General features: G+C 48.4%; 28 protein-coding genes. 1 reads left to right on the forward strand and 27 read right to left on the reverse strand.

Annotated elements, in window-relative coordinates:
• Positions 1–39: 39 nt before the first annotated feature.
• Positions 40–423, reverse strand: a complete 384-nt coding sequence (locus C6W18_RS05365; protein WP_105926488.1) for a sigma factor-like helix-turn-helix DNA-binding protein — start codon at positions 421–423, stop codon at positions 40–42.
• Positions 423–1,172 carry an N-6 DNA methylase gene (locus tag C6W18_RS05370; protein ID WP_105926490.1) on the reverse strand — a complete coding sequence of 250 codons (750 nt, stop codon included), beginning with the start codon at positions 1,170–1,172 and terminating at the stop codon, positions 423–425. The genes C6W18_RS05365 and C6W18_RS05370 overlap by 1 nt, the downstream gene beginning before the upstream one ends.
• A 77-nt stretch (positions 1,173–1,249) precedes the next feature.
• Here C6W18_RS05370 and C6W18_RS05375 point away from each other — a divergent pair, with 77 nt between their 5' ends.
• Positions 1,250–1,624 (forward strand): hypothetical protein, encoded by a 375-nt coding sequence (locus tag C6W18_RS05375; protein WP_105926492.1) that lies wholly within the window; start codon positions 1,250–1,252, stop codon positions 1,622–1,624.
• Here the strand turns inward: C6W18_RS05375 and C6W18_RS05380 are convergent.
• The 25 genes from C6W18_RS05380 to C6W18_RS05490 all read right to left on the reverse strand — a co-directional run bounded on the left by C6W18_RS05380 (position 1,603) and on the right by C6W18_RS05490 (position 16,799).
• Positions 1,603–2,163, reverse strand: a complete 561-nt coding sequence (locus C6W18_RS05380) for a nucleoside/nucleotide kinase family protein (protein ID WP_105926494.1) — start codon at positions 2,161–2,163, stop codon at positions 1,603–1,605. The two genes, C6W18_RS05375 and C6W18_RS05380, sit on opposite strands and share 22 nt — an antisense overlap.
• Complete coding sequence (locus tag C6W18_RS05385; protein WP_189318050.1) at positions 2,160–3,038, reverse strand: BAR domain-containing protein; 879 nt, start codon at positions 3,036–3,038, stop codon at positions 2,160–2,162. Before C6W18_RS05385 ends, C6W18_RS05380 begins: the two co-directional genes overlap by 4 nt.
• A 12-nt stretch (positions 3,039–3,050) precedes the next feature.
• Positions 3,051–3,560 carry a 3D domain-containing protein gene (locus C6W18_RS05390; RefSeq protein ID WP_105926498.1) on the reverse strand — a complete coding sequence of 170 codons (510 nt, stop codon included), beginning with the start codon at positions 3,558–3,560 and terminating at the stop codon, positions 3,051–3,053.
• On the reverse strand, positions 3,560–4,384 hold the full coding sequence (thyX, locus tag C6W18_RS05395) for an FAD-dependent thymidylate synthase (protein ID WP_223251643.1): 825 nt from the start codon (positions 4,382–4,384) through the stop codon (positions 3,560–3,562). Before thyX ends, C6W18_RS05390 begins: the two co-directional genes overlap by 1 nt.
• A gap of 207 nt (positions 4,385–4,591) precedes the next feature.
• Positions 4,592–4,804 carry a hypothetical protein gene (locus C6W18_RS05405; protein WP_105926502.1) on the reverse strand — a complete coding sequence of 71 codons (213 nt, stop codon included), beginning with the start codon at positions 4,802–4,804 and terminating at the stop codon, positions 4,592–4,594.
• Positions 4,805–4,807: 3 nt separating this feature from the next.
• Positions 4,808–4,984 (reverse strand): hypothetical protein, encoded by a 177-nt coding sequence (locus tag C6W18_RS19980; protein ID WP_189318051.1) that lies wholly within the window; start codon positions 4,982–4,984, stop codon positions 4,808–4,810.
• A 166-nt stretch (positions 4,985–5,150) separates the two neighbouring features.
• Entirely contained in the window at positions 5,151–5,666 is a 516-nt protein-coding gene (locus C6W18_RS05410; protein ID WP_105926504.1) for a dUTP diphosphatase, read from the reverse strand.
• 206 nt (positions 5,667–5,872) lie between these two features.
• Positions 5,873–6,022, reverse strand: a complete 150-nt coding sequence (locus C6W18_RS19985; protein ID WP_180310248.1) for a hypothetical protein — start codon at positions 6,020–6,022, stop codon at positions 5,873–5,875.
• Positions 6,023–6,257: 235 nt separating this feature from the next.
• Complete coding sequence (gene nrdF, locus C6W18_RS05420; RefSeq protein ID WP_105926508.1) at positions 6,258–7,232, reverse strand: class 1b ribonucleoside-diphosphate reductase subunit beta; 975 nt, start codon at positions 7,230–7,232, stop codon at positions 6,258–6,260.
• A complete protein-coding gene (locus C6W18_RS05425; protein ID WP_105926509.1) occupies positions 7,233–7,475 on the reverse strand; it encodes a hypothetical protein in 243 nt (80 codons plus the stop codon).
• On the reverse strand, positions 7,463–9,574 hold the full coding sequence (gene nrdE, locus C6W18_RS05430) for a class 1b ribonucleoside-diphosphate reductase subunit alpha (RefSeq protein WP_411266071.1): 2,112 nt from the start codon (positions 9,572–9,574) through the stop codon (positions 7,463–7,465). Before nrdE ends, C6W18_RS05425 begins: the two co-directional genes overlap by 13 nt.
• Positions 9,547–9,903 carry a class Ib ribonucleoside-diphosphate reductase assembly flavoprotein NrdI gene (gene nrdI / locus C6W18_RS05435; protein ID WP_105926513.1) on the reverse strand — a complete coding sequence of 119 codons (357 nt, stop codon included), beginning with the start codon at positions 9,901–9,903 and terminating at the stop codon, positions 9,547–9,549. The genes nrdE and nrdI overlap by 28 nt, the downstream gene beginning before the upstream one ends.
• Positions 9,900–10,064 carry a hypothetical protein gene (locus C6W18_RS19990; protein WP_189318052.1) on the reverse strand — a complete coding sequence of 55 codons (165 nt, stop codon included), beginning with the start codon at positions 10,062–10,064 and terminating at the stop codon, positions 9,900–9,902. The genes nrdI and C6W18_RS19990 overlap by 4 nt, the downstream gene beginning before the upstream one ends.
• Positions 10,061–10,234, reverse strand: coding sequence for a hypothetical protein (locus C6W18_RS19995; RefSeq protein ID WP_189318053.1), 174 nt, complete (start codon positions 10,232–10,234; stop codon positions 10,061–10,063). Before C6W18_RS19995 ends, C6W18_RS19990 begins: the two co-directional genes overlap by 4 nt.
• Positions 10,231–10,671 (reverse strand): hypothetical protein, encoded by a 441-nt coding sequence (locus C6W18_RS05440; RefSeq protein WP_105926515.1) that lies wholly within the window; start codon positions 10,669–10,671, stop codon positions 10,231–10,233. Before C6W18_RS05440 ends, C6W18_RS19995 begins: the two co-directional genes overlap by 4 nt.
• Before the next feature lie 2 nt (positions 10,672–10,673).
• Entirely contained in the window at positions 10,674–11,039 is a 366-nt protein-coding gene (locus C6W18_RS05445; protein ID WP_105926517.1) for a hypothetical protein, read from the reverse strand.
• Positions 11,032–11,256: a hypothetical protein gene (locus C6W18_RS05450; protein WP_105926519.1), complete on the reverse strand. Its 225-nt coding sequence runs from the start codon at positions 11,254–11,256 to the stop codon at positions 11,032–11,034. Before C6W18_RS05450 ends, C6W18_RS05445 begins: the two co-directional genes overlap by 8 nt.
• Entirely contained in the window at positions 11,256–11,450 is a 195-nt protein-coding gene (locus tag C6W18_RS05455; RefSeq protein ID WP_105926521.1) for a hypothetical protein, read from the reverse strand. Before C6W18_RS05455 ends, C6W18_RS05450 begins: the two co-directional genes overlap by 1 nt.
• Positions 11,451–11,705, reverse strand: a complete 255-nt coding sequence (locus C6W18_RS05460; protein WP_105926523.1) for a hypothetical protein — start codon at positions 11,703–11,705, stop codon at positions 11,451–11,453. It abuts the gene before it with no gap.
• A 12-nt stretch (positions 11,706–11,717) separates the two neighbouring features.
• Complete coding sequence (locus C6W18_RS05465; protein WP_105926524.1) at positions 11,718–12,017, reverse strand: hypothetical protein; 300 nt, start codon at positions 12,015–12,017, stop codon at positions 11,718–11,720.
• Positions 12,018–12,578 (reverse strand): RuvC family protein, encoded by a 561-nt coding sequence (locus tag C6W18_RS05470; RefSeq protein WP_105926526.1) that lies wholly within the window; start codon positions 12,576–12,578, stop codon positions 12,018–12,020.
• Complete coding sequence (locus C6W18_RS05475; RefSeq protein ID WP_105926528.1) at positions 12,575–12,772, reverse strand: hypothetical protein; 198 nt, start codon at positions 12,770–12,772, stop codon at positions 12,575–12,577. The genes C6W18_RS05470 and C6W18_RS05475 overlap by 4 nt, the downstream gene beginning before the upstream one ends.
• A complete protein-coding gene (locus tag C6W18_RS05480) occupies positions 12,772–13,839 on the reverse strand; it encodes a hypothetical protein (protein WP_105926530.1) in 1,068 nt (355 codons plus the stop codon). Before C6W18_RS05480 ends, C6W18_RS05475 begins: the two co-directional genes overlap by 1 nt.
• Complete coding sequence (locus tag C6W18_RS05485; RefSeq protein ID WP_105926532.1) at positions 13,840–14,562, reverse strand: 3'-5' exonuclease; 723 nt, start codon at positions 14,560–14,562, stop codon at positions 13,840–13,842. It abuts the gene before it with no gap.
• Positions 14,562–16,799, reverse strand: a complete 2,238-nt coding sequence (locus C6W18_RS05490) for a DNA polymerase (protein WP_105926534.1) — start codon at positions 16,797–16,799, stop codon at positions 14,562–14,564. The genes C6W18_RS05485 and C6W18_RS05490 overlap by 1 nt, the downstream gene beginning before the upstream one ends.
• Between the last annotated feature and the right edge of the window lie 137 nt (positions 16,800–16,936).

Here is a 16,936-nt window from a genome sequence, read left to right on the forward strand (position 1 = left end):
GTAACTGCTCAATCTCTTCCTTCGTTAATTCGTCCGCCATCAAACCGCCCCTTTCGTACTACCGTAACCTTCTCCGTGTGACGCCCAATAGTAATAAATGTCCGCGATTTTACTTAAGGCGTAATCTAAGTAGTTATTAACGTTCTGCTGAGCGATACCCATCACCACGCCTGCCTGTGTTTGCGTTAAGTCATCGAAATAGACCAAGCGCAGTGCTTCGTATTGCTTTCCGGTCAACGCCGCCAATTCAATAGCGCGTTCTAGGTCGATTAGAATATCGCAAGCAGCCGTATCCCCTAAGAAGCGTCGCTGTCTGAGCGTTGTGTAATCGGCTAGAAGCGCCTTGACACCGTCGGGTCCGTCGAGTTTATACTGCGTTTCATATCGTAAATGCAGGTCGGGCTTGTTCGACGAGGCGCCCATTACGACACCTCTCCGTCTATTCCGCATAGTAAATGCAGGAATTTAGTTTCGGCACTAACTGCGCCGTACTCTGTTGGGTTTATTACATGTTCGGGAATCTCTTCCGATTCGATTAGATCATCGTAAGGAATTAAGTCATCGTCCCAAGTCACATCTAACTCATCTGCGGTGAAGTCCGTATATGGGAGTACGTTAAGTGATGAGAAATGCATAAAGTCGTCATGATCGTTTTGGATAAAAAACGCACCTTTACTTTTTCTTGTTAAGACATCACAATGCACGACAACGGCATTCATTCCCCGGAATAATAGATTGAACAACAGGAATGGTATTGCGCGATCGCTCATCTCTTCGCAGTGATAGAAATACCACGAAGGCTTGTAATCAAACGGTGAGTGCTTAATACGATCAGACTGCCATTTTGCAATCGTAAGGCCTCCCGTACCCGCACACCCATCGTAGCTGGTAGTAGATTCAAGTCCGCCGCCGGTAACGCTCGCTAAAAGATCGGCGACACTACGCGGAGTAAAATCTTGTTTCTTAGTTTTCCTGTCCGCGTGCTCATCCTGGAAGTATTCGTGAAACACATCCTTCTCAGTACAGTTAAGCGCCGGATCAGCTACGAATTGTTTAAATACGTTCTCACGACGCTCCCGATCGAACAGAATTTCCATTATTTTTGATGGCGCTTTATATGAATCGTCTATCCCAAATATACGATTAATTTTCTCCGTTACTGACTCGCCCAATAATACCGCCTCCTTCGTTTGCTTTCCGCCTGTAAATCGTCTATAATCGTCTTATAAAATAAGCGAGGTGCGCCCGTATGGCATTAGAATGGATTTCCGCGGTTAATAATACCGCCTACATAACGTTAGATAGTCAGAAGAGAATATACGTTAACGCAGCGGCTAGGGCTTTACTTGGAATACCGCCGAACACTCGATTCCAGTTAACGATCGGCTACGACGCAGAAGTATCTTACCTAGTCGTTGCTAAGCCTGAAATGGTAAAGACGGATGTTCAACCATTTGAGTTCAATAAAGACGCATACAGCAAGCGTGCTCGACATGTTTTAGAAGGTGCCGGTCTTGAAGATCGTGAGCTGCCGTTACGTTTCTTTTTGATCGGTGATGGCGCAGCGGCTAAGCAGCCGCACCTAGCTTATCCGAAAGGTACCTACGCGTTCTCTTTGAGCTGACCGGCCATAATTTCGTCCAGCCGCGCATAAAGGTCGTCTAATGAGCCGTCATTTACGATCTCATAATCGACTTCGAATCCGTCAAGCGCCGTTTCTGTCGGATGGCCCATATCAGCCGCTTTGAATTTGTCGCCACGTCTTTTTGCGCGATCAAAACGTGTTTCATACGGTGCAGTAATACGTAGAATTTTAAACCCCTCCGCCTTTGCGCGTTCGTATTCCGCCGGCTTCCGAATGTCCGTGATCAATAAGCGGCTATCTTGGCAGCATCGCAGTTTCTCGTGTGCTTTTATGCGGCGGAACAGATAATCGACCCATACGTCTTTTGCGCCAGGTACGTCTAATTCGGTGATTCCGTTAATGAAATCACGCATAGGCTGGCGCTGTTTGGCGTCGCCGCGTAGTTCCGGAAACAGTTCGTAGAATAGCGCCTTACCTTTCGCGGAAAACGTGAACGGAAAGAATTCGTACATAGCTACGAGATATTCGACGGCTACGTCTTTGCCCGCGCCTAGCTTACCCGTGATTGCGAGTTTCATAGGCCGGCCCTCTTTAAGCCGATGATGACGTCCGCGATAAAGGTACCGGAAAGCTCCGTTTTACCGCCGATGTCAGCCGTTAGAGTTGCGAGCTGTTCGCCGAGACGGGCTTTATCCTCATGGAGAGCGTCGACCTCCGCTTGCATACGTTCAAGCTCCGTTTCATACTTTTCTTCTAATACCGAGACAACCGACTTTAATTCGCTTAATCCGTTGCGTAGATTCGGGATGTGCCCCGGCCCCATTTCGTTCCATCCGAGAGCTTTTTCGAATTGTTCGTTTTTCCGCTTTAATTCCGCCACCTCTGCGCCTAGATTGGCAAGTACGGTGATAACGTCGGATTCTTTCGGTTCAGGGGCGTCTTGAACCGGAGTGAGGACGTTGTAGTATTCGCATGATCCGTCAAAATAATCCGTATCGCCAAGGTCATCCTCCAAAAAACAAGTTCCGTCGTCAAAGTTGTCATCGAAATTTTTTACGGAACTGACGAAACCTATCGGAAAATCATCGCTTTTAGTTACGATAATCTTTTCGCCTACTTCCGCCTTACGATCTTCTAAACGATAGCGATCGCCGTCAATATGGACGATGTCGGTCGGTTCGAGCACGTGATAGGCGCTTACTTCCTCCTCCCCGACAAACCAGTTCCCGCCATCATAGACGAAACTGTTATTAAACCCGTTGAAATCGACGCTGACTCCGCCTTCTCTATGAGCATCGTAGACTTTTCCGTAATGACCTATTTCGTAAATTTCTCCTTCGCAGTATTCAGCTTCAGTTACAACGATCTTCTCGCCGACCTCCGCGTTCCTATTCACCGCAACATATTCGCGATCGACGCCGAGCTTTTCGTCCCTTAATACGTGTATGTTCATCATTCCGCCTCCCTATTTCGTTATGATTTCCGCCTTTATCCGCTGACGACCGAATGCTTTCGCCTCAGAAACGCCCGCAACGTACAGATCGATATGTCCTTCCGTGATTGCGCCTCCTCGGTCCTCGCAAGTCCTGACGCCGATGCCTTCGATGTTCAGCCGTGTGCCAAACGCCATTGACGGCGGACAGGCGATCGTATGCCCCGTTTTAGTGCGCGCGCCGCTTGCCGTGACGCCGTAGTCGGAATGGCCGGGTTTTTTGCCCGTAGACTCGACGCCATTCGTATACGCAGTCACTTCGTATGTTTGCGTCGGTTGTTTTAGCTTGGCTTGCGCCTTCTTGACCGCAGGTTTCTTAGCCTTCGGCTTTTTGAGCGCCTCCACTTCGTCCTCTAACGTCTTGATGCGTTGCTTAGCCCGCTGTAAGGCTGCTTGATCAGCCGTTAAAATGGGCGCTGGCTTTTCGTCGGTCGCCGGTTGCTGCGTACAAAGTAACCCGCACGCAAGCGTCACGGTCGTCATTATACCGATGCAGACACCCCCTCGAAGAATTGCGCAGTCCACGGTTCGACTTCGGTTACCGCACGACGCAAGGCTTCGGCTAGGTCGGCGATTTCCGCCTGTGCTCCGTTACCCTTCCGTCTCTTAGCGTAGAAGTCTAGTAGAGCACGCAGATTAACGGTCATTACGAGATTAGTAGTCGCGGCTTGCGGTAGGACAGCGCGGGCATCTTCGGCTGGTACGCCTGCTCTGCGTAGATCATCGTATGCTTCCTGCGCTTTTTGCATTGCGTCTTCGAATAAATAATCCGCAGTCAGTTCGTAATCACCAAAGTCAACCGATTTTTTAACGGTAGTTACCTTTTCCGGGACTACGTAATCGAATCCACCCGATTTATTTCCGCTTCCCATCTTTACATAACGCTGTGATTGGACGCTGAAGCTAAAGCCGACTCGGTGGCGTGTTAATTGCGCTAATAGGGCGCGGCTTACGCCTTCGATCGCAAAGGTGAACGTTAGGTGCTCCAAGGTCGACGTATGCTTCGATGCGACGATTTGCCGGAATAGTCGGTCGGCATCCGTACCCTCGCCGCCATCTGACGCCTTAGAGCCGAAATACTTGGCGCCTTCTTTGGCTACGATTTCAGACGGCTTGTTTGCGCTGTAGCACGTTCTGATTGCGGATAAGGCGATCGCTTGACCATCGGTTGCTCCGTGATCATCGAAATGGTTACCGTCACAACGTTCGAGAATAGCATCGTATTTTCCGTGATCGAGGGATCGATAGAATTTATCGCTTAATTGCGTATGTGCGAGTAGCTGTACGTTCATTTTGGTTTCCGCCATTTATTCTACTCCTCCTCCGTATCCGCTGTGGCAACTACTTCCGAATATTCCGATTGAAACAATTAAGGTTGTTATAATCGCCGACAATATAAGGGGAATAAAAAATACTGTCAAGCCGGTATAGTTATCCGATTCAAACGTAATAAGCTGTGTGATCAAATATGCGAAAAAGAAAACACATGCTCCGTATATAATCCAAAACCGCATTTAGCCGCCCCTCCTTGCGTTCTGTTCGATTTCTTCGTAGTCAAATTCGCTCGGCGCGCCCAAGAAATAGCATTCGGACGCTAACGCTTCTAACTCGACACCGCCTACGCCTCGTAATTTGAGCGTTTGGTACCTTTCTTCATCCGTCGAATAGCCTTCGAAAAACCACAGCTTTCTATCGTATACAAATAACGACCCGTATTCGAATCCCATAAATTACGCCTCCTTTACAATTTCGCGCATCTTTTCAACCGTCGTCACACGGAAAGTTACGTCATCTTTTCCGTACATTTCGCAATCAACGACCCAATCACGGAATAAAGCGTTCATATAATCAAGGTCGCCTGTTCCGTAAAGTTTTCCGTTTAAGATACAAGCGTAGATTTGCGTCATTTATTCACCTCATCACCATATAGAGAGGTTGAGCATAATTCTGATAGACAGCCAAATTCATATTCTATACCGCTTGAATCGCACAGTAAGCATCCCCATCCCCGACCGAAGCACTCTCGGCAATCGATTACGCTCGTAACCATCTCTTCTCCACATTCATGACACATCATACGCCGCTACTCCCGAAGGCTCCTGCACCTCGATCGCTACTAGCCAGCTCTTCAACTTCCGTAAAAGACACTTGTTCTACCGGTTGGATTAACGCTTGAGCTATGCGATCGCCTTTTCGGACGATGTACGTACCAACCCGAATACCTTTCTGTGCATAATATTGACTACGAGTCGGCGTACGCTCGCCTCTAATATCGTGTATGTGTCGACAGTATTCGTCTCTCTCTTCCTCCGAATTATAAATAAGCACGCTAACCTCCCCTCGATACCCGCTGTCTATCGTCCCTAACTGAACTTGTAGGGGCGTTTTTAGCGTAATGCCCGAACGCGGTCGGATCTGCATTTCGTGTCCTGCCGGAATCTCGAATGCCAATCCTGTATGAACTATCTCCATCTCGCCCGGCTCGATAATGACGTCTTCCGCCGCGTATAGATCGAAGCAGGCGTCCGTCGAATGTGCGTATGTTGGCGTAGTTGCGTCGGCTGATAGCCGTTTAATATTTACGTTCATTGCGGTCCCTCCTCGACTTTTCCGTAAGAATACGAAGATATTTCACTTCGTTTAAAAACGACGGTTCTATTTGTTTCGGCGCAATTAACTTCTACGTAATCATGATCGTAGAATTTCATGTCGTCATTGAACTCGTCTAAATCGGAATCAGTTGCGTGAGCCCAATATTTAATGCCGTTCTTAGTTTCGATATTTAACGCGTTCATTTACTCGTCCTCCTTTTCGAAACTACCGCCGGCTAACATACCGGCAAACAACGTAAGGAGAACGAGGATATTTTCGATGATCGACGGATTAGATACGTTTAACCACGTCATAAATAAGGCTACGAATACTACTGCATACGGTAATTTCATCTACTCGCCCTCCTTCGCCTTCTTACCGTCCTCAAACGGTAGCGTCATTACGTATAGCAAGAACGGCGCACCCGCCGCCACGAACCACCAAAAGCCCGCTGCATGTGCGTACCAAAAGGCCGGCACGATTGACGCCGCAATTAAAGCGCCTCGGTTAATCGTCTGTCGCATTCGATCAGCTCCTCATTTTCGCTTTCACTTATACAGTCGCATGTGGGCGGCGGAAATCGGGACATTATTCTGCGGAAAAATAAAAATCTTCGTCTTTAAGCGCCTCGGCCGTCGCTTTTTTATAACCCGTGCCCTTCATCGAGAAGAAGTCTTGCGATTTCGTCTTCGTACTCAGTCCGTTAATCACAATCGGATTGACCGGCTCATCCGGAAAGTGCGCATCAAAGCCGAGGTTCATAAGCGCCTTATTCGCGTTGTATCGAACAAACGCCTTAACGTCGTGCGCCAATCCGACCGCTCCGTAAACATCGTCTGTGTATGCGACTTCGTTCTCGTACAAGTCCACTAATAACCCGACCGCCCATTCGTGCAGCTCCGCCTTAACGTCGTCCGTTTGACGGTTGTAAATTTCCTGCGCGAGTAAACCGACGTAGACGCCATGGATCGCTTCATCGCGAATAATAAGGTTGATAATCTCGCCGCTCTGCATCATGCGCCCCTGTCCGTAGAAATACAACGGATAATAAAATCCGCTATAGAATAGGAAACTTTCGAGGTACACCGACGCCACCATCGCTTTGTACAACGAAATGTCATCGCCTGCCTTGATATCGCGATAAAGGTCCGTGATCAGCTTCGCTTTGCGTTGCAAGTACCGGTTCTCTTTAACCCACTCGAAGACGGCCGTTATAGTTTCCGACGGCGCCAGCGTTAAGAAGATGTTCGAATAGGACTTCGCATGCACCGCGTTCTCCATCATCGCCATGAAGTTAAGGACGGCTTTGCGTTGATGGCCGTCTACGTGCGCCATAATCGCAGGCATGCCGGTATTGCCTTGTTCCGTATCTAGCAGCGTCAGGCCGGCGAGCACTTTCATATACGTATCGCGTTCGGCCGGCGTTAGGTCTTTCCACGCGAGTAGGTCGCCATTAAGCGAAATCTCCTCCGGAAGCCAAAACTGCTTAACGTTCTGATCGTAGAACATTTGCGTGAAATTATCGTCTGATTGCGACCAGTTGGCCGCTGTGAATGTCGTCAATTATTCGTCCTCCTTGCCGCTTTTGCGTTTACGTTTAACTACACCCAACACTTCCGATGTCCGCACCTCGTCCCTATATCCGAGTAAACCATTCAGTATCGGGAAGTCTTTATGGCGTACTTCGAGATATCCACCCTCATACGCTTGAATAACTTTCGCATTAATTAAGGTACCTCCGAAGTAATAAATAATTAAGTCTCCGCGTTGAATCTGCTTCTGTCGCTCCTCACTTAAACCGCGCATGACAAGCACCCTTCCTGCGTCGTATCCTTCGTCCGTGCATAATAAAGCGTCTTGATTCCCTTGTGGTGCGCGTACAGGTCAATCCGATTCAGATCACGCGTCGTCATCGTATCTTTTAAGAACAGCGTAAATGAGATACCTTGGTCGATGTGCTGCTGAATCGTTGCGATCATATCGACGACCTTAAACATATCCATGTCGTACGCTTCTTTATAGAAGAACCAGTTTTGCGGAGATAAGCCCGGCATCGGATAGTACGTCTTCGAGTTTCCGTAAGTGCGCTCCTCAATACGCTCCATAATCGGCATGACCGAAGCCGTAGCCGACTGCACATACGAAATAGATCCGTTAGGCGCAATCGCAAGTCTATAGGCGTGGTAGAGTCCGTGCAGACTTACGTTATCGCGTAAGACTTCCCATTCGAGAGGTGTCGGAATTACGATGTCTTTAAATAGCGCCCGGACTTTATCCGTCTTAGGTCGGTAATCCCCTTCGAAATACTTCTCGAAATACTCTCCGCTTGCATACGTAGATCCCTCGTAACCTTCAAACGTAGTCCCCGTTTCCTGCGCCAATTCATTCGAGCGCACTAGCGTCCAATAGTTAACCGTCGCGAAAAACACGTTAGCAAAGTCGCGCGCTTCTTCCGATTCGTATGCGATTCCATTCTGCGCTAAATAGCCGTGCAGATTCATCGCGCCAAGTCCGATAGACCGCATCTCTCGGTTAGCCTTCGCGACGGCTGGCGCGTTTTTGATATTCGTAGACTCCGAAACTACCGTAAGCGCATCAACGGCCAGCTTAACAGCGTTTTCGATAGAGCCGCCCGCCATTACATTCGCAATATTAAGAGAGCCTAGATTGCACGAAATATCTAAGCCGATATCGTCCGGTTCGCCGTAATCGGTATATTCCGAGACGGTCGACGCTTGACAAATTTCTGAACACAGGTTGGAAAATTTAACCTTCGATATATGATTAAGCGCATGTTCACGGTTAACATTGTCTTGAAACATCATATACGGATAGCCCGACTCGGAACGCAGCACGGCCATCTTTTCGAGCAACTGGCGCGGGTTAATCCGTTCTTTTCGCACTGCCGGATTATTTACGAGTTCATCGTACATTGCGCCGATATCCATTTCGTCTAGATGCGTGCCATACGCCTTATAAACCGTGTGCGGATAGAAAATGTAGGCTGGACGATCTTCTCGCGCTAATTCAATGAATTTATCGGGCACAACGACGCCGATCGATAACGTTTTGACTCGGACGTCTTCATCTGCCGAGATTTTCTTCGTATCTAGGAAATCGTTTATATCCGCGTGGAATACGTTTAGATACGCTGCACCTGCTCCGCTTCTTTGTCCGGCTTGGTTGATGTGGCGTAGTGATTGATCGAGGTTTCTCATAATCGGTACCACGCCGCTAGTCACGCCTTCGTAATCCATAAGCGACTCACCTTTTGCGCGAGTCTTTGAAAGGTTTACGGAGATGCCTCCGCCGATTTTCGATAATTGGCGTACCGTCGAATTCATCATGTTGATATCGTTTAGTGAATCGCCTACCTCGAGTAGGAAACACGACACCATCTCGCCTCTACGTTTGCGTCCGGCGTTTAAGAACGTAGGCGTCGCCGGCTGGTATTCTTGGCGAATCATTAGTTTCGCAAACTCAATCGCCTTGGCCCCGTCTCCTTTTCCGAAGTACAACGCACAACATGCTATGCGGTCTTCGTAACGTTCGAGAATCTTCTTGCGATCGTTCGTCTTCAGAGCGTAGTCATTGTAAAACTTGAATGCGCTCATGAACGAAGGGAATCGGAACTTTGCGGCATAGGCCGTTTTATAGACCGCCTTGATTTCCTCGAAAGTGTAAGCGTCTAGGAACTCGGTTTCGTAGTAATTGTTGTCGCGTAGATAGTCGAGCTTTTCTTTTAAATCGTGGAAAAATACGGTGTTTTGATTTACGTAGTCTATAAAATAAGCACGGACGGCCTCTTCGTCTTTCTCGAATTGAAACCGCCCGTCTTTTTGAATCATAATTTCGTTATTTAACTCGATGTGTCGCTTCAAAGCGCCTTCACCCTTTCCGTAAATTGTTTTACGTCCTCTTCCGTCCCTGCTAATTCGAACTTGGCGACCACCGGCACGTTATAAAGCGCCGCAATAACGTCAGCAGCCGCGCCAAAACCGTCTCCCCAGGCACGATTTCCCGACGCCACTACCCCGACCATCAAATCGCCGTTATCCTTAAGCCATTCGCTTACCGTTGCGGGCGGCTGACTGAAGTCGTAAGTCGGCGTTACCAGCACGAACGGCTCCTCAACGACCTCGCCCGTCTTGACTTCGCGCGCCTGGCCGCCTAGTCCGGTCTTAGCGATGAACCGCCGTACGTTTCCCGTCAGCGAGTAGAAATATACGTTCACGGTTGAACCCCGGTCGCGTACGCTAACAACACCGCAGTAGGAATGATCAACAGGACGAGGCCGGCGATTTTCGTTGTGATTTCTTCATATGTTTTCGCCTTCATTCCGCCCACAAATATAATGAGAATCGCGAGACTGAATAACGCAATGTACGTACTCATTCGTCTTCACCCGCCTCGATGTCCATTGCGACCAATTCTTCTTCGAGGTCATCGACTTTTTCATTCAGATAGTTGAGTTCGCTTTCTAAATCGTCGATTTTATTTTCGGTAACCTCAACTAAGTCGTATAATTCGAAAAGTTCCGCTTCAATATCTTCGTATTTTCTCATCCGCGCCCACCTCTCCGTTCAATTTCCGTGTCTAATTCCGCAATCCTAGCCGCCGTCCGGTCACGTTCGATTTCCGTTTCAATCCGCTTAGAATCGAGGCGACTTAGACGGTATTCATGATCGATCAGATCGACTTCCAATCGGCGCTTCATGTCGGCCAAATTTGCGAGTGGAACGCTATACATTTCCGCATACTCGACCGCACTAACTTTATGTTTCTCAGCCGCTTTGATATCGTCTCCATATCGTCCCTTAACGGCTTCGATCGTCTCTTTTGAATAGGAGAAGAACGCGTTAGCAAACTCGGCTTCTTCCTGCGTGATGATCGCCGTTTTATCTGCCTCTTTTTGCCGTAACTGATTGACCAGTGCGACCGACGCGTTTATCAGATTATCGTAAGATTCCTGCGATATCGTAACGTTAGGCGTACCTTCCATCGTCATTTACCTCCGATCGTGTCGAGGATTTCTTTGATTGCGTAGTATTCCGGATTGATGATCTTGCCAACCATATCAGAACCGTTAACTAACCCAGCTATACAGAGTACCGCTAAAGCAAGTCCCGTGCAGCATTGAATTATCAGGTACGGATTAAGGTCGTATTCTCCAATATGTTTTTGGTGTTCACGACTCTTCTTCGCGAATGATTTCGTTAGTAACACCGCGACAATTATGCCGGCTATCATCATAAGCGTAGAAAGAACTCCATTAACCACCGCCTGCTTAACGAGCACCCCATAAACATGTTCCGCCGCTACTCCGAGCTTTGCGGCTAGTTTGTCGATGTAAGCCATCGCTTTATCCATTTGTGCCTGCCCCCTTCGCACGTTTATAGGCGAACTTGCCTTCCGGTACATTAAACGGAATGCCATTAGGGTCTTTGAACACCGCGTCTTTTAGATTACTGTCGTATAAATAAATTTTGTTATATCGCGCCTTAATCTCTCCGCCAGTAATATCGTGACCGATCAAAACAGTTAGCTTCCGTTTTCTTAACCACCAAATTGCTAGTTTCGTAATCATTAGGCATCCTCCTTCGTCAGATTGTCGTCAATGCGCTCAGTGATTTCCGTTACGTAGAAGATCGTATAGCCCTCGCCTCTTAACGCATCGATTGAGGTCTCAATACTAATTTCGTTACCGAACCGTTGCACCTTTGCGTCATTGTAATCGAAGCCTTCCGCTTTACCTGCGATAAGAAAATAGCCGTTTTCCATCTATTTCGCCTCCTTTTCTACGTTCTCGATCGCTTTCTGAACCGCCAATCCGTTAAGTAGGTGCGTAAATTCAATCGCGTTCTTATGGTCGCCTGTATAGTGGTTATACATGACTCCGAGAGCTGCGTTTGCAGCCGTAAAGAATGCCGTTAAGTCGACGTTCTTTAGTTCCGCAATAAAATGCTCGGATTCTTCGTTAAAAATTTCCCCTAATGCGCCTGTAATTTTGATTACGTATTCTTCGTGTTTATCCATCCGTAACGCCTCCTATATTTTCATTTCTAACGTAAGGTCATGGCCGCGTTTCTTTAACTCACGATTCAAATTCCGTACATGACTCCGTAATTGCATCTTCGCAATGTTCCAGGCGATCTTGTGCGGAAAGATACGCTGCCACGAAAAGTATGTGCGGTCATAGAAGCCAATCGAAGCCGGTTCGCCTTTCTTCCACGCGGAGAAGTTGAGCGTAGTGGTCCATTTCGTTGCGTAGCTCGACATATCAACGTAGTGCTGTTCGTCAATCCACTTACGACCGCTTCCGTTAGCGACGTTAATCTCTACGCGCATCTAGCCCGCCCCTTTCGGTTTCTCAATTACGCCTTCATCGATCAGCCACGCAAGTCCAATCGCAGCCGCATCCGATTCATCAAAGTTAGCGAAGGTTCCGTCGTAGCCTGTTAGCCGTCTTACGCCCGCCTCTACTTCGTCCTTTTCTGCGTTGCCCGATCCGGTGACTAACGACTTGACTCGCGTCGCTGATATGCCGAGGTCTTCTGTCTTCTTGCCCGGCTTTTTATATTTATCGAACGTCAGCCCGAAACGCGACGTCGCTCTTTCGCACGCGTTCCATGCGCTGAGCACCGGATAGTTCGACCGTGATGTCTTGCCGGCAAAGTCTTCGCGCACCACGTAATCAAATCCGACGGTTCCGACGTGCTTGTCGAGAAACATCATCGCCCATCCTTGGATGACCTCGGCACGATGCGCATGTGATCGGCTCGTATTCGGCTTGACGTGGCTTAGCGCTTTAATAGTCGGCTTGCCCTTACGTACCTCTATGATCGCGACGCCCGGACAGGTCATCGATGTGTCGAACGCAAGGCATCGGATAGGCTTGGCGGCGGTCACGAATACCACCGATAGAATTCGATTTCCTGCGTCTTTAACGCCTCTGCCGCAAGTTTTTCCGGGTTATCTGCGCCATTTGCGATTGCCTCTAAAACATCGATGTACAAGTCGTCCTCCATGCCGTGCGCCGTCTCGTCATCTACGGCTTCGTGCCGAATATCATCGACGCGTTTCCGAACGTCATCGAACGTCATCAAACCGCCTCCCCTTCTCGTACTCTTTCGATAAATGCGAGCGCATCTATGATTCTTTGCTTCTTCCAATCCGGAAGTCTAGTACGCATCATCCGACTTTTAAGATCGTATAGGTCCGCCAGTTCTCCGTCCGTTAAATTCTTAGCTGTAGATCGTTTGTATTCATAGAACGCCCATTCGAATAAATCTAACGATGGTGCTTCGCTCAACCTGACGGCTCTAGTTACGCGCTCGAATTTCTCAAATATCCTAGTACGGTCTTCATCGCGAATCTCAATCCCAAACACTTTATTACGGTTAATCTCCTTATCCCATTTCACGCCGTATGTTAAGTGGTAAATGACGATGTAGTAATCGAGTCCGTACATTTCCGAGTAACAAATCGACTGCTCAACGTGCTCCTTCTTCGGCTCTACGATTTTCTTAAAATCCACGTAGCTTTTTTGAAACGACTTAACTTCTAAACCTACGCGATACTCCTGACCATCATCTGCGGTATAGATCAGAATGCCGTCGGGAAGTCCGTGAATTGCGAACTTTTCTTCGCCGGAAGTCACTTCGTGCATTGTCTTTTTGAAATGCTCAAACGCTGGCTCGTTTCGCTCCGTCCGTTCAAATCTAAATTTCGGCTTAGTGCCCGTAAGTCTCTCAAAATGACGTTCTATTAGCAGAACTTCACGTTGAATATAGTCGCCGACCTGCGAACCGAGCCCGGTCCAATCTCGCTGATTAGGCGTTGGTGTCTGTGGATCACGCACTGACTTGCGCGCTTTTTCGTATAGTTCTCTTTCCGTTTTACTTGCGCTGCTTGGCGAAAAAACAGGCCGAGGTGTTCCGTCAGGTGCGGTTTTCCAATTAAAATATCCGTACTTCGATTGCTCTCGTAGTACACGCGCATATTGTTCATGGAGTTCTGCGTCCATTAAATCGTCATACGGCTGCGGGTGCTTGTGAAATTCGTATAACATATCGTTAAAATCGTCCGCAATCGTTTGAGAAAACGGTGATGGTATATTTCCGCCGTTACTAAGTAATTGAGCCGCTAATTTTCGTTTGTCTGTCGTCAATTAATCACGTCCCTTCATATTGCGCTCGATGATAGAGCCGATCTTTAGCGACATCGCTTCGTTATCTCTCAACGCTTGATAAATGCGCAGCAGATCCGCTTTAGATAGCGCAACCATCTGAACTTCTCGGATTAAGGCGTGTTTAGGAACGAATTTCAACGGTCTGTCCGGCGAATCCATAACAATGTTTCTAAAGGCGTTGTATTCGCCGACTACTTGCGGTAAGTAGTTACGGAAAACTTCGATTGTCGCTTCCACGTCATTCAGCGCGCGGTGATGTCCGTCTAGTGAAATGCCGTTTCGTTTAGCCACGTCCTTTAACGACGCAGATAACTCCGGCTCTACGAATCGCGCCATGGCTCTCGTACAATAGAAACGTTCCGGCTCGATGCCGCCGCGACTAATGAACGAAAGATCAAACGGTGCATTCTGCGCAACAACGACAGCGTCTCCGATGAAGGTTTTTAAGTCGTCTAACGCGTCCCACTCTTCCGGTGCGTCTTCAAGGTCTTCTTCCGTGATTCCGGTTAGATCCGTGATGAACTCGGGTAGCTCACGACCTTCATCTAGTGCGACCATCGTGTGAAATCGGGCTACCTCAACGAATTCACGATCCCAACCGTTAAACCTAATTTTAATTGCGCCAATTTCGATAATCTGATCCTTTTTATGATCGAGTCCCGTCGTTTCTAAATCGAGCACTACGTATGTTTGTGGAAGCATTAAACCGCCCCTTTTCCTTGCCAGCCTTCGCCGACAATCCGTTTTTGTTTTTCGTAATCATCCTCGTTAGGGTAGTCATCACGGCTCACTTCACCGCTGAAGAATTCGCTTATCTTCAAACCCTCGCCCCATCTTCGGCTTATCTCGATGTCCGTCTTATTCGGTATGTTTCCGAACACGTACGTATTGACCATGACGTCCTCGAATTCTTTTACGTCTTGCTGCGTAAGTGTATCCGGCACTAATAAAAGCGCCTCGTCGTGAACCACGCACCATAAGCGCCATTCTCCACGTCCTTCAGCCGTCTTTCTATCGCATAGTTCTTGTAGCGCAATCATGGTCGCCTTTGTTTGTATCGCGGCCGATCCTTGAACGCGTGCATTCGTTGACTGCGTAAAGACTGCCGAATAGTGTCCTTTTGCGCTCCGATCTTTTGCGTCAGGCAGTCGTCGCTTCCGCTGTAGATGATCCATCCAAACGAATCCGTGTTTTTTCACGAACGCCTGATTCGATTCGACCCATTCCTTTACGACCGGAAATCTCTCGAAGAAGCTGTCGAGGAACTTTTGCGCCTCATACTTTTCTACGCCGATCGCGTCTTTCAACATGTTCGCACCGCCTCCGTAAGCAACCGCAAGCATGATAACCTTCGCCTGTTTACGATATATCGACCCATCTCCGCATTCTTCGATCGGCTTACCGAACACTTCTGCCGCGATAGATGCGTATAAATCGTCGCCGCGGAAATAGTTATCGACTAGCTTCGGGTCTTGCGTAAAGTACGCCAGGCATCGGTATTCTTGTTGGCTCCAGTCACCGCCTAGTATTGCGTAGCCTTCAGGTGCGACAAATAGTTTACGTGCCTTCTTCGGCTGGTTCTGTAGGTTAACGCCTGTTCCGCCGGAACTGAACCGACCCGTCTTCGCTCCATTCGGATTGAAGTTCGTGTATAGCTTGCCGGTCTTTTGATCGATTAGTTCCGGCAATGCGTTGATATACGTTGAATAAAGCTTAAAGCTGTCTTTATATTCGAGTAGCTTCTTAACTACCGGATACTTTTTCGCGAGTGGTTTAAGTACCTTCTTCGCATCGGTCGACGCTAGTGATTCGCCTGTCACCCGTTCAAGGGCCGGCTTTAGCTGCGCCGGAGAGTTTATGTTGACGTCGCCTAATTCTGCGATTAATTCATCGTATAAACGGTCTAAGCCGTCCTTTAATTCGCGCCCATATTCCTCGGCGTACTCTAAATCAATATCGAAGCCTGTCGTCTCCATCTGCTGAACTACGGAAATCAACGGAACCTCTACTGTCTCGTAATAGCGCAATACTTCCGGCATCTTTGCGAGGTGTGCTCGTTGGAAGTTTCGTAGTTTAAGGGTCACATCACCGTCTTTTGCCGCATAAGCAAGCGCGATCTCTAAATCGTCTACTTCGTCAAAGCCGATCTTTCCGAATAAGTCACCGTAAGTACTCGACTCAATGCGCAGGTACTTCGTGACGAGGTTTTTTAACGCAAATGACGGCTCGTTTTCGTTTAGTAGGCGCATAGCTTCCTGTGTATCCCACGTAAGGCCGCGTAACTTAATGCCTTCGCGATCAAGCATATGAATATCGAACTTAGCGTTATGGGCGAGCTTGCCAACGGCTGGATCTTCGTAGAAAGTTCGTAGAGCTTCGTTTACTAGACCTCGGCTTAATTGCGGTCTATCCGTTTTATGTCGCGTAGGAATATAAGCGTGTACGTCCGCTTTGATTGCCGTGATGACATGGCCGACAATATAATCGTTCCACACGTCTACGCCGGTCGTCTCTACGTCAAATACGATTTCCTCTTCGTTTTTGAGCAACGCAACAAACTCGGACAGCCGCTTTTCATCCGTAATCAGCCAATAATTATCCGGCGTTTCCTCGACCATCTTGCGTAGCTTTTCTTCGCGGGCCTGCGCTTGCACCGTTTTCCAAAGACGCAGCGCTTCCGCCTTACTGAACTTCTTCGGCTTGCCGGCTTTATTAACGCAGTCAGAAGGATCGCGCGCCAATTGGCCGTCCTCCATAGCCGCCTTGACTTCGTTTAATTTCTGCCGGTCCGAATCGCTAAGCTTGCTTGCGTAGATGCGACGCCATGCATCCTCGATTGGCTCGACGGCGTTGGCCGCTTGCTTACGTTTAGCAACTTCGGTCGCTTGCGCTGAGGCCTTACCCGCATTTACGTTTAGTTTTAACGGCTTGATTTCCACGTCGCGTCCTCCTTTCTTCGTTAAAAGTCGATGGTTTCCGTCCACTTCCGTCTATGAGCCGTCTCATTTTCCGCATAAAACTCCGACCAGCAATCGCCGTCGCAACAGTAAACCTCGTACAGTGAGTCGTAGATGGC

This window comes from Bacillus sp. LLTC93, from assembly GCF_002993125.1.
Lineage (GTDB): Bacteria > Bacillota > Bacilli > Bacillales > Bacillaceae > Bacillus > Bacillus zhangzhouensis.

Excerpts from the sequence above, each read along its gene's own strand:
- C6W18_RS05365 (WP_105926488.1), bottom strand. The coding sequence starts at position 423 with ATGGGCGCCTCGTCGAACAAGCCCGACCTGCATTTACGATATGAAACG.
- C6W18_RS05375 (WP_105926492.1), top strand. The coding sequence starts at position 1,250 with ATGGCATTAGAATGGATTTCCGCGGTTAATAATACCGCCTACATAACG.
- C6W18_RS05380 (WP_105926494.1), bottom strand. The coding sequence starts at position 2,163 with ATGAAACTCGCAATCACGGGTAAGCTAGGCGCGGGCAAAGACGTAGCC.
- C6W18_RS05385 (WP_189318050.1), bottom strand. The coding sequence starts at position 3,038 with ATGAACATACACGTATTAAGGGACGAAAAGCTCGGCGTCGATCGCGAA.
- C6W18_RS05390 (WP_105926498.1), bottom strand. The coding sequence starts at position 3,560 with ATGACGACCGTGACGCTTGCGTGCGGGTTACTTTGTACGCAGCAACCG.
- thyX (WP_223251643.1), bottom strand. The coding sequence starts at position 4,384 with ATGGCGGAAACCAAAATGAACGTACAGCTACTCGCACATACGCAATTA.
- C6W18_RS05405 (WP_105926502.1), bottom strand. The coding sequence starts at position 4,804 with ATGGGATTCGAATACGGGTCGTTATTTGTATACGATAGAAAGCTGTGG.
- C6W18_RS19980 (WP_189318051.1), bottom strand. The coding sequence starts at position 4,984 with ATGACGCAAATCTACGCTTGTATCTTAAACGGAAAACTTTACGGAACA.
- C6W18_RS05410 (WP_105926504.1), bottom strand. The coding sequence starts at position 5,666 with ATGAACGTAAATATTAAACGGCTATCAGCCGACGCAACTACGCCAACA.
- C6W18_RS19985 (WP_180310248.1), bottom strand. The coding sequence starts at position 6,022 with ATGAAATTACCGTATGCAGTAGTATTCGTAGCCTTATTTATGACGTGG.
- C6W18_RS05425 (WP_105926509.1), bottom strand. The coding sequence starts at position 7,475 with ATGCGCGGTTTAAGTGAGGAGCGACAGAAGCAGATTCAACGCGGAGAC.
- C6W18_RS19990 (WP_189318052.1), bottom strand. The coding sequence starts at position 10,064 with ATGAGTACGTACATTGCGTTATTCAGTCTCGCGATTCTCATTATATTT.
- C6W18_RS19995 (WP_189318053.1), bottom strand. The coding sequence starts at position 10,234 with ATGAGAAAATACGAAGATATTGAAGCGGAACTTTTCGAATTATACGAC.
- C6W18_RS05440 (WP_105926515.1), bottom strand. The coding sequence starts at position 10,671 with ATGGAAGGTACGCCTAACGTTACGATATCGCAGGAATCTTACGATAAT.
- C6W18_RS05445 (WP_105926517.1), bottom strand. The coding sequence starts at position 11,039 with ATGGATAAAGCGATGGCTTACATCGACAAACTAGCCGCAAAGCTCGGA.
- C6W18_RS05450 (WP_105926519.1), bottom strand. The coding sequence starts at position 11,256 with ATGATTACGAAACTAGCAATTTGGTGGTTAAGAAAACGGAAGCTAACT.
- C6W18_RS05455 (WP_105926521.1), bottom strand. The coding sequence starts at position 11,450 with ATGGAAAACGGCTATTTTCTTATCGCAGGTAAAGCGGAAGGCTTCGAT.
- C6W18_RS05460 (WP_105926523.1), bottom strand. The coding sequence starts at position 11,705 with ATGGATAAACACGAAGAATACGTAATCAAAATTACAGGCGCATTAGGG.
- C6W18_RS05465 (WP_105926524.1), bottom strand. The coding sequence starts at position 12,017 with ATGCGCGTAGAGATTAACGTCGCTAACGGAAGCGGTCGTAAGTGGATT.
- C6W18_RS05475 (WP_105926528.1), bottom strand. The coding sequence starts at position 12,772 with ATGACGTTCGATGACGTTCGGAAACGCGTCGATGATATTCGGCACGAA.
- C6W18_RS05485 (WP_105926532.1), bottom strand. The coding sequence starts at position 14,562 with ATGCTTCCACAAACATACGTAGTGCTCGATTTAGAAACGACGGGACTC.